A 16434-nucleotide genomic window follows, 5' to 3' on the forward strand; every position below is an offset into this window, starting at 1 on the left:
CCTCTTAAAGTTTTAGTTCTAAAAATTTACCTGTAATGTTGTAATTCTCTAGTTCCCCTAGATTATACAGATGATTTTGAATTATTTCAATATATTCATCCAACTGATTTTGATTAATACCTCCAGTTTTATAGTCTACAACTAAGATTTCTCCAATTGAAGTTGTTGGTTTTTTTATCATAATCCTATCTATTCTTTTTAGCCTACCGTCATCATATATTTCATATTCTGGATGTATATAGTCCCACTCTTCTGAAAATATAATCGGATTTTCTATAAAGAAATTTTTAAACTCTTCACTTTCAAGTATACCCGCCAATCTTTTTTCTCCAATTATTGAGGCATATTTTGAAAATGTTCTTCTTAGTGCTTCTCTATGTTCCTCTAAGTTATTATTTATTATAAATTCCAAATAGTAGTGAATTGCATTTCCTATTATTCTTTTTTCTTCTGTTTTTATATCTATTAGTTGCTGTCTATTCGGTTGTTCACACTCTTGGATATCCTTTTCAATGAAATCTATCGAATCAATTAGCCCTATATTTATAGTTTTTATATCTCTATTGCTTTTTTGAGACATACTAATTTTACCACACTTTACATCAAATAGTCCATCTATTGAGTTTTTTAAAAATTTATTTGAATTTTTTCCCATCACTAAAAATAGATTTTTTTTAGCTCTAGTCAAAGCTACATAGAGGTTATTTATCTCCTCCTGCTCTTTTTTTATATCAAGTTCTTTTAAAAAGTTATAGTCACTACCTAAATATTTCAAAACCTTTTCATATTTTTTGTCCACAAATATAAAATTATCTATCCCTTCAAATGGCGATTTAAAATCTATATGAAATTGAACCCCACTCTCGACACCTTTTTTTTGCTCTTGGTGATAATAATAAACTGTTTCAAACTCCAATCCTTTAGATTTATGAATTGTCAAAAGTGTTACTGCTTTTTCCTCTTCTAAAGAAACCTGTTTAAATCTTGGATTATCATTTTCTTTTGTTAAGGAATTATAGAAGTCAAAGATATTTTCAAACTCTTTAGACATCTCTAAGAAACGAAATATATTTTTCAAGTCTGATTTGGTTGAATATAGATCTGTTAGATTAAAAGTTTCTAAAATATTTAACACTAAATTTCTATTTTCAAATCCATCATTTAAAATATTTTTTACTTTAGATAAAATAATCTCAAGTTCTTTTAAACTTCCATCTAATTTCTCTTCACTCTTAAATAGATAGTTTTCAATCTCAATTTTATTATTTAAAATATTCTTTACTTCCATATTGTCAATTTTAATAACATCACTTCTCAAAAATTCTAATAGAGAAAATATATCTCTATTTATAGAATACTTTAAAAGTTTAAATATTGGATTAACCGCTCTATGTTGTATTATAGAATCGTTTGACTCTATAATATATGGTATCTTTTTTTCACCCAATTTTTCTGCTATCTCTCTTAGTTGCGGATTACTTCTAGCAATTACAGCGACATCTCCATAGTTTCCATCAAAATTAGTCTCAATAGATTCTACAAGAGTCAATATCATATCCTCTTCTAACTCTTTTCCATCTTCATCTATCTGATTTTGAATAACTTCAAAGAATCCCAACTCATCACTTTTAGCATCCACAGATGTAAATAACCATGAATATAGATTTTCCTCATCTCTTTCAATATCTGCATACATATCCGAAATACTTGAAAACACTCCATTTATAAAGTTGACTATATTTTTGCAACTTCTATAAGAAACACCCATAGTCTCTTCTTTGACCCCAATAATAGAGGGTAAGTTTTCAAATAGAGTTTTCTCTCCACCTCTCCATCCGTAAATGCTTTGTTTTTCATCCCCAACGCAGATCAACTGGCCACTTTGGTTGATTAATCCTTTCAATATTTTCCACTGTAAAACACTGGTATCTTGAAACTCATCAATAAAAATAGTTTTAAATTCACTATCAAAAACATCTTTGAAATACTCTGTTATTTTACCATCTTGAATAAGATTGATCTCCTTCACCTCTATATATTGAAAGAGATAGCTACTTATGTCCAAATGAGTGAATCTTTTTTCTGAAAATTTTATCTCATCATATATTCTATATAAATTTTCAATAAAAAAAAGTACCTCTTTTTCAAAAGTTAATACTTCTGTATTAAAAAGTTCTTTAGAAACTTCACTTTTCAACTCGTCTAAAGCTCTTTGTAAAATTTCGATCTCAGAATCAAAATCAAATTTTGCAGTTGTTTTTACTCTTCTCCCATCCCAGCATTTCTCACTCTTTAAAAACTTATTCCAATTCTCTAAAAGATACTCTTTATGTCGATCCTCTGGCGTTTCTAATATCCATTTTATAGTTTTCGACATATAGTCAGAAAGTTCTTTTCCATCTTTTTTCTTCTCTTTTATAGCTTCGAATGTTGTAAGCATATGTTTTATAATTTTTGATATTGATATACTTTCTTCATATTTATTTTTACTGCTTAATAACTCTTTCGACTGGGCTATCAAGACAAGTTTCCACCGATTATCTATAAGTTTTTTTAATATACCTAGATAATTCTCTATATTTCTTTCTGTTCTATTTTCTAAAAAAAGTTTAAATCTACTAAACTCCTCTCTATCTTGTACAATTTTTTCAAAGCATTTTAGAAGTATCTCTAAATTATCACTCTCATCTATAATTTCATAAGAAAATATATTCAGATATGGAGCTATTACATTTTTGAATATATTATTTATAAATCCATCTATTGTCGATATCTTTAGTCTATCTCTATTATCTAACACTTCATAATATATCTTCTGTACATTTGTATGTGATAAATTTATATCTGGATAAAGTTTTTTTAAATTTCCATACAAATCTGAACTTTTATCTCTATGCATCTCTTCTAAAAAAACTATGACCCTTTCTTGTATCTCAGAGGTCGCCTTTTTAGTAAAAGTCATTACAAGTATATCTTTATAACTTTCACCTTTTAGTAAAGCAGCTAAATATTCTAAAGATAACCTATAGGTTTTTCCAGTTCCAGCACTGGCTTTTAAAACCACTCCCTTCATTAAAACTCCCTCCTACATATATTTTTATACTCACAGTACATACATCCACTTTTTTTCTCACTCAACGAATAACTATCTGTTTCAAAAAATTTTATTAAAGATTCTTTTAAAATTTCTCTTGTCAATTTAGTTTTTTCTTGGTTTTCTAAAACACCTTCAAAAGCGTTGTATACCGATTTACATGCTTGAGTTTCGTCTCTATAAAGCATTATTGTATAAAAATCTAACTGATTATCAATTTTACTTCCTGTTTTGAAATCTATTATATGATTCTCAGTTGTTGTTTCTATAACCAGATCCACTCTTCCATTTAAAGTGACTTCAACATCCCCCTTTAAAAAAGGTTCTTTTTTACTGTTTTTTTCACTTTCTATCCGTTTAACTTTTTTTTCTATATAGAGTTTTTCAATCTCTTTATAAAACTTTAAAATATTTCTAGTGAAACGTGGAATAAGAATTTGAATGAAATAATTATCCAGATATATTGGTATCTTTTTCCGATTACTGTGGAAACTTTTGATTAGAAGGGTTTGAATTTCCTCTTCTGAAATTGAATAATCTGAAACATTTAAAATCTTTTTCCACATTCTATCTGTAATTTTTTCAAATACATCGTGCACGTATATTCCCAAGAATTTCATTGATATTCCCAGACTATGTTCCTTCTCAAACGAGTTAAGCTTTAATATTTTGCTTAAATAAAATCTGTACTCACATATGGTTAAAATATTGAAATCATACGGACCCAAATTCAATTCATTATTTTTAAAATCGTCTTTTGATTTAAAGAGGGCCTTTTCTTGTTTTACCTCTATTTTTATTGATTCAAAGCTCATTAATTTTTCTAAAATATTTTCACTGAATATAGTCTTTTGTAGTTTAGATATTTTATACCTATTCATTAATTCTGCTAATAGTGGAGAAGCTCCCTCTCCATTATTTTCATTTTTTATATATATCAAAGTGTTATATCTATTCTTTAAAAGAGCTTGATAGAATCGATACCTCTCTTCACGTCTCTCCTTTTCATAATACATAAACCCATTATCTTTTTTTTGCTTTTCAGTTAAATACAAGTAATCTCTTTTTGTTTTTGGAAGATATCTGTTACTTGTATTTATAAAAATAGATTCTCTTGATACTATAACTTTACAATTTTCTATTGGTTTTATAAGATATTTTTTTTCACTGTCTTCATTTTTTATAATCTCTACATTGTTAAAATATTGAAGTAAAAATTTTAATATATCTCCTCCATTTTTAAAACAATTTTTCAACTCTTTCTCTCGAAGCATTATTTCTGTCGTTTTAGCATATCCCATATATTCTTGAAGCTTATCGTAAAAATCTAGATATATTTTTTCAAATAATATATCTAAAGAAAGAAGTCTATTAAAATAATCTATAAAATAATCTATCGTTTCAATTTTTGAAATTTCCAGAACATCATTATATATTTTTGATATCGTTTCATTCTCTTCGTCTCCAATATATTTATAATCGTTTTCAATCCTCTCATAAACATACTCCATATTCTCTCTAGATATGCTGTAATATTCCTTCATCTCAAGGTTATTTATCCCTTCTAAAAATTTAGATATTGGAATAAGGTTCCCCACTCTCGGTTCTAAAGAGTCCACTAAAACACTCTGAGCTGTTAGAAATTTGAAAAATTTAGTATCGTTTAAAGTTGAAAAACTCCCTCTCATAAAATTGTTTGGAAATATCTTTGAATATTCATTGGTATCAGCTTCTGGTGAAAATATATTTGTCATCTGATTTTTCATATTCATAATCTCCAAAAGATTTCCAACAAGTTCTAATTCATCCTGAACTTCTAAGAGTGATACCTCCACTTTTTGCTCTTTAGGAAGATATACCTCTTTTAGTTCTAACTCTTCTTCATCAAATATATCTTTTTCTCCTTGAATCCTGATATTTACTTCTATAAACTTCTCTAGCTCTTTTAAAACATGTTTATCTAAAGGAGTGAAATTTACTATATCTACAAACACTATTTTTCTATACTTTTTAAACTCTGAAAGATCTAAATATTTTATATCCTCCACCCAGTCCTTAGGAATATAATTTTTTTCATCCAAATAGGTCTGATATTTTTTTTTAAATCTATCAAATATTTCAAAATACCTCTCTTGCCACTTTTCTAACTTTATTCTTTTCTCAGAAAGTGCTCTATTTACCTCAGTATAATATTTAAAAAATTTATCCGAAAAATCTATAGACTCAAAATAACTTTTTATTTGTATCTCTTGAAACTCATCTCTCATAAAATTGTAAAGACTTACAAATCTTTTTGCTTCACTCAAAACAATTTTCTCAGTTTTAAATATTTTTGATTTAAACTCATCTATTGTCAAGTAAAGTGGATCTGGTTCAAAAATATTTCTTTTACTCTCTTTTCTCTGACTATTTTTAAGTGGATAATCAGAGAATATATAGATTACAGACGGATCTTTTTTTAATCCTTGGATTAAAGATTCCCCATAGTTTATATATTCGAAATTCATACTACCCCCCTATTTTTTTATAGGAGTTGCGCACTCCACAGCTTCACCTTTTAAAATCTCAATTCCATGAACTAAGCTTCCTATTACAAAGTTTAAATTTTCAGTAGCTCCTTTTGGACTTCCTGGAAGATTTAAAATTATACTTCCTTTTCTTATTCCGCATCTAGCTCTACTCAACATAGCTTTAGGTGTAATTTCAAAAGATTTAGCCCTCATATATTCTGCTACTCCTTGAGCTTCTTTCTCAATTACCGCTAATGTTGCTTCCGGAGTGACATCTCTTTTAGAAAATCCTGTCCCACCATTTGTAACAATCAAATCTGCAATGCAATTATCTGCAAGATTTTTTAACTCTTCACAAATCATGTCAAAGGTATCTGGCAACATATTATAATATACAACCTCATACTCTCTATGAGCAGCAAATATCTCCTTCAATTTTGCTCCGGTAATATCCACCCTTTCTCCTCTTGCACCTTTATCACTTAGTGTTATTATTGCTACTTTTATCATAAATATCCCCCTATCCTTTAATTACAATATTGGAGCTATCAATTTAGAAATCGACTCCATCATTTTTTCTTTTTTACTTCTAGCCTTATACTCCTCTAACTTTACTCTTGTAGAATTAGAGATATCCTCTTTAACTCTACTTTCAAGTTCTCCAACTTTCTCACCAAAAATCATTAAACTGATTTCAAAATTTTGATACATACTTCTATAATCAAAATTAGCTGTTCCTAAAAAGCCTACCTCTCCATCTACCACCACTAACTTACTATGTATAAATCCATCGTTGTATTTATATATCTCCGCTCCAAGTTCAATAAGCTCACCATAAAAATACTGATTTGCCCAATAAACAAAAGCATGATCCCCCACACTAGGAATCACAATTTTTACTATAACACCGGATAGCAGTGCAACTTTAAGTGCATCTAATACCGGTTCATCTGGAATAAAATATGGAGTTTGAATATGTATACTTTTTTCTGCCCTCATAATCAACCCTAGGAAAGTATCCTTTATTGTATGGAACTCATAGTTTGGACCTGAACTGACTACTTGAATAGGATTTGAAGAATACTCTTTAATATTGATTTTTTTCGCTTCAAAATTATCTTTTACATCCTTTTTAAGAAATTTCCAACTTCTTTCAAATTCATGTAAATAATCGATTATAGCTTCTCCTTTTAATGAAAATCCTATATCTTGCCATTTTCCAAGCCTACCTTTCCCAATATAATCTTTTCCTATATTAAGACCACCAGAGTAACATATTTTTTCATCTACCAACGTTATTTTTCTATGATCTCTATAGTTTGCTCTCAAATTTCCTGTTTTTATAAATGGAAAATATGATGGAAAAAAAACTTCCAATTTTATTCCAGCTTTTTCGAGCTCCTCTCTTCTTTTTCTGCCAACACCTCTAGTCCCAGCACCATCAATTATTATTTTTATTTCGACCCCTTCTTTCACCTTTTCTAAAAGAAGATTGTAGATAGGAGATCCCACCTCATCATCATCAAATATATAATATTCCATAAAAATTGTTTTTTTAGCTTTTTTGATAGTTCCTGTTAAACTTTTAAAAAATTCATTTGGATTTTGATAGAATGTAAAATTATTATTATGTGTCATTTTTCCCAAAAGAACTGCATCTAAATATTTACTTAATCCAACCCATTTTTTCAAACTGAGTACGGATTTTTTATTCAATTTTGTGGAATAATTTTTACCATTTTTTAAGTAATATTTAGCTAAAGCCCTTCTCTTTTTAAAACCCATTCCAAAGAATAAGTACATTATAAAACCAAAATACGATGTTAATAAAAGAACCGTTATCCAAAACAAAGTAAATACGGGCCTTCTTCTCTCAAAAAAAATTATAATACATGCAAATATTATGTTTATAAAAACTAGATAATCTTTAAGTGCTATTAATATTTTAAACAATTCATTCACCTCTAAACTTTTTTAGAAAAAAAGAAGAGCCTAAACTCTTCTTCTATTTGAACTTTAAATCTAACTCTCTAAAATTCTCATCCATATCTTTCCCATTAGAAAATTCTTTTTTAATTTTCTTAATAAACATTCCCATCTCATCAGCACTACCTACTATTCTATTAAAAATACCTAGATATTCTGTTATAATGGGGTTATTTACATCGTATGGATATCTCATCAAATGATCAATTTCGCTCCAAGCCTCTTCAAATACTGTTCTAACTTGTATTTCAACTAACACTTCATCCTGTTTTGTAACAGGAACACCTATCAAATAGTGAATTGACCTATATCCGTGATCTCTAACTATTATCTCACAATCTAAATCTTGAATGGTGGTTTTTAAATCTTGAATATTGTAATCCCCTCTTCGAATATTGATTTGTGGAGTTTCTTTAGTATCCCAAAGTTTTGTTATTTCTCCGTGTATACTACGCCAATCATCTTTAAACAAATGTAACACTCTTATTCCAATAAGATCAGTTATAATCTCTTTATAATTCTGTACATTAATTCCTCTATCGCTATATTTCCTCCCCTTCCTAATAATTTTTTCAATTAGGTGGGCTGCTTTTTTTACTCGTCTTCTAACAGAGTGTACCCCGTCATTATCAATAAGTTTAGATACTATATGTTCAGCTTCTTTTTCTAAATAAGGAACTAACTTCAAATAATCTGCATAAATTTTCATTAACTCTTCCCAATCTAAGCAGGTAGATTCAAAATATTCTTCAGTTATACAAAAGGCTTTGAAAAATTCGATCCGATCCATTCTTTCATTTGACATTTTACACCAGCACCTCTTTATTATTTTCTAGATATTTTTTCTAGTGAGATTTCACAATTTTTTCTATAAGCTACTACTCTATCCATTTTTAACTCTCTAGCTTCAATTGGAAGTGTTGTTACAATTTTTTCTTTTATATTGAAATCGTTTCCTTTCAATATATGCAATCTTTCAACCTCAATAGTATCTCCCTCTTTTATATCCAGAGAATTTAAATCACATCTAAAGTTTACCCAACTTTTAATAATATTATCCTTATCTAAAAGATTTAGTAATGCCAATGAATACAGAGAATTTTCTTCCTGTAATAGCTTTTCCTTATGAATCTCTTCCAATCCTAAAATTTCTTTTTCTAATAGGTCTAGCTTCATCAATTCTATTCTATTTTCAAAAGAGACTCTCCCTGTAAGAAGCTTCCCTATAAGTTCAACTGAATTCCCAACAAATACTTCTTTTAAGAATCTGATGTTGAATATAAATCTTTTTAAATTGTTGGCTTTATAAACTTTATAGTAGTAATTATTTAAGATTGGATTAAATGACCCATCCTCTTTTAACTCAATTTCTATACCTAGCTTAAACTCTCTATTTTTCATTTCAAAATATTTTTTCCTATTAATCTCTAATATTTTACCATGACACTCTTTTAAATGAAGGTCATTTACTTTTAACTCGGTAACTCCAAAGGTTCTTATTAGATTAGAATCTTCCATATTCTTTATAGTAGAAAATTCTAATGGTAATCTATCTAATTTTAAAGAACTATACCTTATCTCTAAAGCACTCTCCAAAAGTTCTAAATCCCCACTTTCTAAATGTACCTGATTTGGTTCTCTAACAACATCTTTTACTAGAACCTCTTGAGTTGTATCCTCTTTTATATCTTGAAGATCAATCTCAATATCTGAAGTTACCGAAAAAGCTTTTTTCCAATATAAGCCTCTTTTAACTCGTTTTCATCCAATACCTCAGATGTTAAATAATACTTTAATTCTTTAAAAAATTCCTCTTCTGTATGAGGTAGAAGTTTTATTCCAAGATCACTTAATCTCTCTATTGTTTTTGTTTTTAAAACATTAGAGTTACTAACTGCATATATAACATCTTTTTTATCTACTTTTTCTAAAACTACTTCTAAAACATCTATAAAGTCTAGATTATTTAAGTCTAACCCCAAAATAACTGTTGGATAAGTTTCTATATCATTTTTAATAGCGTTAAAGAAATTTTTATAAAAATCTAAAACTTTTAATTTTCTAAAATCTTGAACTGATACAAAAACTTTTTCATGCTTATCAGCGTCTCCCAATATTTTGTAATGTTTTATCTCACCTTTTAAGGATTCTCTTAGAACATCATCTGTTGGCAAAACTTTCACTACTCTATTTGAATTTATATCATCTAAAACTATATCATAGTTCGTTGAAAAAACAGCATTAATTTTATCACTTTCTGAGAAAACACTTAGTATCTCCTTAGCATCTCTGTTTGTTTCGTATAAATTTTTGATTTTTTTCAATAATGAACTTCTACTGCTAACAACACCATCTAGATAGACTTGACTAACTTGAAATAAAGAGTTTTCATCTTTTATATAACCTTTTATACTTTCCTTCATATCTTTCATCAATAATTTTGCTAACTCTATTCTTGTTGGATATCCTGCCGTTCTTACCAAGAAATCTCCTAAAAATAGGTTTATTTTTTCTGTTTCATTAAATTTATTGAAAAAACTCATAGTAACACCTCTCTTTCTCTAAAAATCAACACTTTGTCAATATAAGTATATCTTAATTTTATCCATTTAACAAGTAGTTTTAAAAAAAAATCCAAACAAAAAACCTAAAATAAAGATTTCAATATCTTCATTTTAGGCTTGCTTTTCTATACTATTTAACTATAAATGAACTTGCTATTACTTTTCCATCTTCAGTATACAATACTGCACCTTGACCTGGAGTCACAGCTCTAAGTGAATCTCCAATAAAGTGTATCTCTATTGTATCTTCTCCAATCACTCTGACAACACATTGATGTAATTTATCTCTCGAACGAGCTTTTGCATAGCACTCTAATCCATCTAACTCTTTTATATCATTCACCAAAAGAAGATTAAGTTGATTAGCTATAAGTCTATCCTTCATCAAGTCATCATTATCTCCAACAATAACTCTATTATTTTCTTTATCTAAAGCAACAACATATAAAGGATTCGCTGAAGCTATTCCCAAGCCTTTTCTCTGACCTATTGTATAAAAAGCTAATCCATTATGTTTCCCTAGAACTTTGCCATTCATATCAACAATATTTCCTCTTTTTTCAACTCTTCCTTTTGTTTTTTCAATTAAAAATTCTTTTAACTTCCCATCTTCAACAAAACATATTTCTTGAGAATCTTTTTTAGCATAAACCCTAACTCCCAAATCTTTTGCTAGTTCCCTAACTAGAGGTTTTTCCATTTTACCTATAGGAAAAATTATATATTTTAAATACTCTTTTTTTATTTGTGATAAAAAATATACTTGATCTTTATTTACATCATCACCTATTGCCAGAGTTCCATCTACAATATTTGCATAATGTCCAGTTGCTAAAACTTCAGCACCTTTTTCTCTTGCAAAATCAATAAGCTTTCCAAATTTTATTTTCCTATTACAAACCATACATGGATTTGGAGTTCTTCCAGTTTCATATTCATTTACAAAGTAGTCCATAACTTCTTCGCCAAAATCTTTTGTTACATCTAACAGATAATGATCTATACCTAAATCATCACAAATTCTCTTAGCATCTTTGTCCTCTTCACCACAAGTTTTCATTGTTATACCAAATATTGTGTACCCTTGTTTTTTCAAAAGATACGCAACTGTTGATGAATCTACTCCACCACTCATAGCTACTGCTACAACTTTTTTTTCATTTTCTTTTTTAAACTCTAAATTCATAAATTACCATCCTTAATAAAAATTAATTCTATTACTATTTGTAGAAGGCAAATATAATAGTCGAAATACCAAAAATCAGAATTATCAATCCTGAAAGTTTACTCAATTTTAAAAGTATATCAATTGTAACTTTTTTCTTAAAATGATATATTAAAAATATTGTTGTAAACCACATAGAAGCTCCACCGATTCCAATTCCAAGTCCTAACTCCAAAACAGTACTCTCTTTTATAACGCAACCTAAAACTCCAAGTAGAGTATATACCCCCGCTATCACAAGCAGTGAAGATATATTGAATATCGCTAGTAAAAAAGTTTCAAAATAATCTTGGACTAGTGTGTAATTGTCATCGTCTAACTCTTTTATAGTGGGCTGTCCGAAGAATTTCTTACTTCCCACAAAAATCAAAAATAAACTTATTAAAATTTTTAACGGTGTATCATATCTAACAACCAGGTGATCCACCTTACTTATAAATAAAAAGGAGATTATCCCATAGATAACATCTACGCTAACCATACCTAATGCTGATACATAAGCTTTTTTTTCCCCCTCAGTGAGAGCTTTCTCCATACAGTAGATGCCTACTGGTCCAAAAGGTAGAGACAATATTATACCTGTTATAATACCTTTTAAAAAAATCATATTCTATTTCTCCTCAAAAGTGTATTTCTATAAATGACTTTATCTTCTGATTTTAGCATAAAACTTTTGAAATATAAAGCTAATTCCGCAAAAATAGAGTTATTTTACACACCTAACTCTCTAAGTTTTGATTTAACCATATCAAAAAATACGTTTCTATCCTCCAAATTGTCTCTTATATCCATATTGTCTATATTTATTTTCAAAACAACCGTTTCATTGTAGTTATTAAAGAAATCAGAGTACTGTTCATTTAAAGAGTTCCAATAATCTCTTTCAACTCCAAGTTCAAAATTCCGTCCTCTTTCTACTATCTTTTTTATTGCATTGTCGACACTTGTTTCTAAGTAAACTATTAGAGTTGGTTTCTTTCTTGCTGAAATCAATTTTTTCCAAAATGATTCATAAAGTGCAAACTCCTCTTCACTCATATATCCATTTTTTAAATGCATTTTTGCAAAAAGAAAATCACCATAAATACTTCTATCCATTATACATCCATTAAACTTGGACGCTTCTTCAATAATCTCTATTCTTTTATTTAAAAAATACATCTGACTAAGTAACGAATATCTCTCTTTATTTGAATAAAATTTATCTAAAAACGGATTGTCTATATATGGTTCTTGAAAGAATTCAATAGATAACTCTTTGGCTAAAAGTTCGCCCAATGTTGTTTTTCCCGCTCCCACAACTCCTTCTATACAGATAACATTCTTCATCCTATGCCAAAACCCCTTTTTGTAAGAATCTTTTTAGGTTACTTATTATCATTCCAATTGCAACTTTATTCTCTCCACCTCTTGGAATTATAACATCGGCATATCTTTTGCTTGGCTCACAAAACTCTAAGAACATAGGTTTAACTGTTGTTAAGTATTGATGTTTCACTGAACTAAAGCTTCTTCCTCTTTCAGTCATATCCCTTTCTATTCTTCTTAAAATCATCTCATCTGCATCTGTATCCACAAATATTTTAACATCAAATAACTCTCTGATTTCAGGAACTGCAAATATTAAAATTCCTTCCACTATAATAATTTTTGATGGTTCAATTTTAATACATTTATCTTTTCTTGAATGTGAAGTAAAATCATAAGTTGGTCTTTCTATAGCCTCGTTGTTAATTAATTTTAATAGATGCTCTCTCAATAAATCAAATTCTATTGAATCAGGATGATCAAAATTCACTGCTGCTTTTTCTTCTAAAGTTAAATTTGTTAACTCTTTATAATAAGCATCTTGTTCAACTAGTACTGCATCCTCTGATTTGAAAGCCTTTACTAAATTATGTGCCACTGTTGTCTTTCCGCTTCCACTTCCTCCAGCTACTCCGATCAATATGCAATTTTTCATTTGTTTATTTCCTCCTTAAAGTTACTTTTATATATATTATTTTTTTATAATCTTGTATATTATAACATATTTCTTAAAAAAAAATAAATTATAATATTGTATAGACTATATATTTTTTTTGATGTATACTTTACGATATAGTTGTTTTTAAAGGAGAAGATTTTTATGAGTATGACAGAGAAGGATATAGATCTTCAGATGAAAAAGGCTCTTGAAAAAGTACCTTTTGAAATCAAAAAAATAAAATTTGTGCTCTGGATAATAAAAATAGTTAAAAGAGCCAAAAAAATATTAAAATTTTAGGAGGATAAAATATGAATGAAGAGATTTTAAAAAAAATAGATAGAATCAATGACGAGTTTGAAAAAAGAGATTTTTTTATCAAAGAGGACTTAATTGAATTATTTGAAGAAAGAGAGGATCTTAGAACTAAGCTAGACGAAATAAAGTTTAAAAAAATTGAATTCTTCAATATTGTAGAGGAAGATTGCGTTGGATTTACTTTTGATGATGTACAAGTTAACTTCTTCGTTGAATTTGGCGAAGATGAAGAAGGTCCTTGGTATGAGGCAACTGCTGAAATTATAACATTCTAATTTAAAAATAGCTAGGGTGGGAGTTTATATCCCTACTCTAGCTATTTTATATTTCTTATCGCTTCTACAAACTCTTCCATTGTTATTCCATATCTATTTAATTTCGATATTAACTGCTTGGCATTTGAATAGCCTATTCCTAAAAATGATCCTAGCTTTTCTCTTAGTTCCTTTGAATCTTTTGCACCTGATAGCCCACAATCAAGAATTATATCCATATCAAATACTTTTTCCCCTTCTGAAACAACTTCACATTTAGCTGTTTCTAAAGCTTTTATTATTGCTTCTGGAGAAGCATTTTCTACACCTACATCGCCATCTTTTGACCCTTCTTTTCTACTTATATATGCTTGTTTTACATTTGGAAAAAAGTTTTGAATATATTTTCTCAGCTCTTCTCCTACAAAATCAGGGTCTGTTAAAATAATTAAACCTTTTTTTTCATATGCAACTCTCAATTTTTCTATATTTCCTTTTTTTCTTATTGCAAATCCATTCGTTTGAATTATCTCTGCATCAACTGCTGCTTTTACTGCAGAGATATCATCTCTACCTTCAACAACAATAACTTCTTTTATTATTTTTTTCATAATTATAAATCCTTTCTTTCAATATTTAGGTCCAGCTATTATTTTAACATCTTTTTATTTTTTTTACTATTTTTTTATCTTTTAAGATTATAGGACTGTAACTACATGAGACTTTCATTCAATTACAGGTTGACATTTCTCAAGGTTCTATGATAGAATGTTCAAAAAGTAAATATATTTTATTCGTATAAGTCGCAAATATGGTGCGACGTATCTACAACTAACCGTAAATTAGTTTCTATGAAAGATAAAGGGGACTAGTCTACCTTCTATTTTTTTATAGAATAAGAATGTCTCTTTTTTTATTACATTTTGGAGGTTTTTATGAAAAAAAATAGTATTATAATTCTTGATTTTGGTTCTCAATATAACCAACTTATTGCAAGAAGAGTTAGAGAATTGGGTGTTTATGCTGAGGTAGTTCCGTACTTTGAACCTCTTGAAAAGATTTTAGCTAGAGAACCTAAAGGTATTATTTTATCAGGTGGACCTGCTTCTGTTTATTTAGATGGATCACCTACAATTGATAAAGCATTATATGAGCAAGGGATTCCAGTTTTAGGAATTTGCTATGGAATGCAACTTACATCACAACTTCTTGGTGGGCAAGTTGAAAGAGCTGACAAACAAGAGTTTGGAAAAGCCGAGCTTATCATTGATGATTTAGACAATCCTTTTTTCAAAGACGTTCCAAATTTAAATCAAGTTTGGATGAGTCATGGAGATCATGTTACAACTCTACCAGAAGGGTTTAAACAAATTGCTCATACAGATTCATGCATTGCTGCAAGTGCAAATGTAGAAAAAAATATTTACTGTATTCAATACCATGCTGAGGTTACTCATTCTGAATATGGTTCAAAGATGTTAGAAAACTTCGTATTTGGTATTGCTAAATGTGAAAAAAATTGGTCAATGGGTAACTATATTGAGCAAACTGTAAAATCTATAAAGGAAACTGTTGGAGATAAAAAAGTTCTTCTGGGACTTTCTGGAGGAGTTGACTCTTCTGTTGCTGCTGCTTTAATACATAAAGCTATTGGCGACCAATTAATCTGTATATTCGTTGATACTGGACTTCTTAGAAAAGATGAGGCCGTTAACGTTATGGAGATATATGGTAAACATTTCCACATGAATATAAAATGTATTGAGGCTGAAGAGAGATTCTTAAGCAAATTAGCTGGGGTTTCTGATCCTGAAACTAAGAGAAAAATAATTGGTAAAGAATTTGTTGAAGTATTCAATGAGGAAGCTTCTAAACTAGAGAATGTTGATTTCTTAGCTCAAGGTACAATCTACCCTGACGTAATTGAGTCTCAGTCTGTAAAAGGACCTTCTGCTACAATCAAATCACACCACAATGTTGGTGGATTACCTGAAGATATGAAATTTGAATTATTAGAGCCTTTAAGAGAGCTATTCAAAGATGAGGTTAGAGCTGTTGGAAGAGAGTTAGGAATTCCTGATTACATGGTAGACAGACACCCATTCCCTGGACCTGGACTTGGAATTAGAATTTTAGGTGCTGTTGATAAAGAAAAGGCTGATATTTTAAGAGAAGCTGATGATATCTTTATTAAAGAGTTAAGAGCTGCTAATTTATATCAAGAGGTTAGCCAAGCTTTCGTAGTTCTTCTACCTGTTAAATCAGTTGGAGTTATGGGAGACGAAAGAACTTATGAGTACACTGCTGTTTTAAGGTCTGCTAATACAATTGACTTTATGACTGCTACTTGGTCTAGACTTCCATATGAATTCTTAGACAAAGTTTCTAATAGAATTATAAACGAGGTTAAGGGAATCAATAGATTAACGTATGATATCTCTTCTAAGCCACCTGCTACAATTGAGTGGGAATAGTATTTAAAAACTAAATAACCTTTATATATAAAGGTATTTCGAT

Annotated in this window: 15 protein-coding genes and 1 riboswitch; of the genes, 3 read left to right on the top strand and 12 right to left on the bottom strand. The window is 29.0% G+C overall.

Annotated features, from left to right (window positions below):
- Positions 1-4: 4 nt before the first annotated feature.
- The 11 genes from Q0V67_RS01275 to udk all read right to left on the bottom strand — a co-directional run bounded on the left by Q0V67_RS01275 (position 5) and on the right by udk (position 13342).
- Positions 5-3073: an exodeoxyribonuclease V subunit beta gene (locus tag Q0V67_RS01275; RefSeq protein WP_297596284.1), complete on the bottom strand. Its 3069-nt coding sequence runs from the start codon at positions 3071-3073 to the stop codon at positions 5-7.
- Entirely contained in the window at positions 3073-5601 is a 2529-nt protein-coding gene (locus Q0V67_RS01280) for a PD-(D/E)XK nuclease family protein (RefSeq protein WP_297596286.1), read from the bottom strand. Before Q0V67_RS01280 ends, Q0V67_RS01275 begins: the two co-directional genes overlap by 1 nt.
- Positions 5602-5610: 9 nt before the next feature.
- A complete protein-coding gene (locus Q0V67_RS01285; RefSeq protein WP_297596288.1) occupies positions 5611-6114 on the bottom strand; it encodes a MogA/MoaB family molybdenum cofactor biosynthesis protein in 504 nt (167 codons plus the stop codon).
- 21 nt (positions 6115-6135) lie between these two features.
- Complete coding sequence (cls, locus tag Q0V67_RS01290) at positions 6136-7557, bottom strand: cardiolipin synthase (RefSeq protein WP_297596291.1); 1422 nt, start codon at positions 7555-7557, stop codon at positions 6136-6138.
- A 52-nt stretch (positions 7558-7609) separates the two neighbouring features.
- A complete protein-coding gene (locus tag Q0V67_RS01295; RefSeq protein ID WP_297596309.1) occupies positions 7610-8380 on the bottom strand; it encodes a GTP pyrophosphokinase in 771 nt (256 codons plus the stop codon).
- Positions 8381-8415: 35 nt separating this feature from the next.
- Positions 8416-9186, bottom strand: a complete 771-nt coding sequence (locus tag Q0V67_RS01300; RefSeq protein ID WP_297596293.1) for a hypothetical protein — start codon at positions 9184-9186, stop codon at positions 8416-8418.
- Between the two features lie 119 nt (positions 9187-9305).
- Positions 9306-10133: an SIR2 family protein gene (locus tag Q0V67_RS01305; RefSeq protein WP_297596295.1), complete on the bottom strand. Its 828-nt coding sequence runs from the start codon at positions 10131-10133 to the stop codon at positions 9306-9308.
- A gap of 151 nt (positions 10134-10284) precedes the next feature.
- A complete protein-coding gene (gene mnmA / locus Q0V67_RS01310) occupies positions 10285-11340 on the bottom strand; it encodes a tRNA 2-thiouridine(34) synthase MnmA (protein WP_297596296.1) in 1056 nt (351 codons plus the stop codon).
- Between the two features lie 34 nt (positions 11341-11374).
- Positions 11375-11986 (bottom strand): LysE family transporter, encoded by a 612-nt coding sequence (locus Q0V67_RS01315; RefSeq protein ID WP_297596297.1) that lies wholly within the window; start codon positions 11984-11986, stop codon positions 11375-11377.
- Between the two features lie 104 nt (positions 11987-12090).
- On the bottom strand, positions 12091-12708 hold the full coding sequence (locus tag Q0V67_RS01320) for a deoxynucleoside kinase (RefSeq protein WP_297596298.1): 618 nt from the start codon (positions 12706-12708) through the stop codon (positions 12091-12093).
- 1 nt (position 12709) lies between these two features.
- Positions 12710-13342: a uridine kinase gene (gene udk / locus Q0V67_RS01325; RefSeq protein ID WP_297596299.1), complete on the bottom strand. Its 633-nt coding sequence runs from the start codon at positions 13340-13342 to the stop codon at positions 12710-12712.
- A gap of 165 nt (positions 13343-13507) precedes the next feature.
- Here udk and Q0V67_RS01330 point away from each other — a divergent pair, with 165 nt between their 5' ends.
- On the top strand, positions 13508-13645 hold the full coding sequence (locus Q0V67_RS01330) for a hypothetical protein (RefSeq protein ID WP_297596311.1): 138 nt from the start codon (positions 13508-13510) through the stop codon (positions 13643-13645).
- Positions 13646-13656: 11 nt separating this feature from the next.
- Positions 13657-13938, top strand: coding sequence for a hypothetical protein (locus tag Q0V67_RS01335; RefSeq protein ID WP_297596300.1), 282 nt, complete (start codon positions 13657-13659; stop codon positions 13936-13938).
- A 41-nt stretch (positions 13939-13979) separates the two neighbouring features.
- On the opposite strand, the gene rnmV is transcribed toward Q0V67_RS01335, so the two are convergent.
- Positions 13980-14528 (bottom strand): ribonuclease M5, encoded by a 549-nt coding sequence (rnmV, locus tag Q0V67_RS01340; RefSeq protein ID WP_297596302.1) that lies wholly within the window; start codon positions 14526-14528, stop codon positions 13980-13982.
- Between the two features lie 163 nt (positions 14529-14691).
- A riboswitch (purine riboswitch) is annotated at positions 14692-14789 on the top strand.
- A 63-nt stretch (positions 14790-14852) separates the two neighbouring features.
- Here rnmV and guaA point away from each other — a divergent pair.
- Positions 14853-16391, top strand: coding sequence for a glutamine-hydrolyzing GMP synthase (guaA, locus tag Q0V67_RS01345; protein WP_297596304.1), 1539 nt, complete (start codon positions 14853-14855; stop codon positions 16389-16391).
- The last annotated feature ends 43 nt before the right edge of the window (positions 16392-16434 follow it).

It is taken from the genome of uncultured Cetobacterium sp., assembly GCF_947072685.1.
Classification (GTDB): Bacteria; Fusobacteriota; Fusobacteriia; order Fusobacteriales; family Fusobacteriaceae; genus Cetobacterium_A.

What these genes read in the sequence shown, in the direction of transcription:
- Q0V67_RS01315 (WP_297596297.1), bottom strand. Translation starts at nt 11,986, where the DNA reads ATGATTTTTTTAAAAGGTATTATAACAGGTATAATATTGTCTCTACCT.
- udk (WP_297596299.1), bottom strand. Translation starts at nt 13,342, where the DNA reads ATGAAAAATTGCATATTGATCGGAGTAGCTGGAGGAAGTGGAAGCGGA.
- Q0V67_RS01320 (WP_297596298.1), bottom strand. Translation starts at nt 12,708, where the DNA reads ATGAAGAATGTTATCTGTATAGAAGGAGTTGTGGGAGCGGGAAAAACA.
- Q0V67_RS01295 (WP_297596309.1), bottom strand. Translation starts at nt 8,380, where the DNA reads ATGGATCGGATCGAATTTTTCAAAGCCTTTTGTATAACTGAAGAATAT.
- Q0V67_RS01285 (WP_297596288.1), bottom strand. Translation starts at nt 6,114, where the DNA reads ATGATAAAAGTAGCAATAATAACACTAAGTGATAAAGGTGCAAGAGGA.
- guaA (WP_297596304.1), top strand. Translation starts at nt 14,853, where the DNA reads ATGAAAAAAAATAGTATTATAATTCTTGATTTTGGTTCTCAATATAAC.
- Q0V67_RS01330 (WP_297596311.1), top strand. Translation starts at nt 13,508, where the DNA reads ATGAGTATGACAGAGAAGGATATAGATCTTCAGATGAAAAAGGCTCTT.
- Q0V67_RS01335 (WP_297596300.1), top strand. Translation starts at nt 13,657, where the DNA reads ATGAATGAAGAGATTTTAAAAAAAATAGATAGAATCAATGACGAGTTT.
- Q0V67_RS01305 (WP_297596295.1), bottom strand. Translation starts at nt 10,133, where the DNA reads ATGAGTTTTTTCAATAAATTTAATGAAACAGAAAAAATAAACCTATTT.
- mnmA (WP_297596296.1), bottom strand. Translation starts at nt 11,340, where the DNA reads ATGAATTTAGAGTTTAAAAAAGAAAATGAAAAAAAAGTTGTAGCAGTA.
- rnmV (WP_297596302.1), bottom strand. Translation starts at nt 14,528, where the DNA reads ATGAAAAAAATAATAAAAGAAGTTATTGTTGTTGAAGGTAGAGATGAT.
- Q0V67_RS01280 (WP_297596286.1), bottom strand. Translation starts at nt 5,601, where the DNA reads ATGAATTTCGAATATATAAACTATGGGGAATCTTTAATCCAAGGATTA.
- Q0V67_RS01275 (WP_297596284.1), bottom strand. Translation starts at nt 3,073, where the DNA reads ATGAAGGGAGTGGTTTTAAAAGCCAGTGCTGGAACTGGAAAAACCTAT.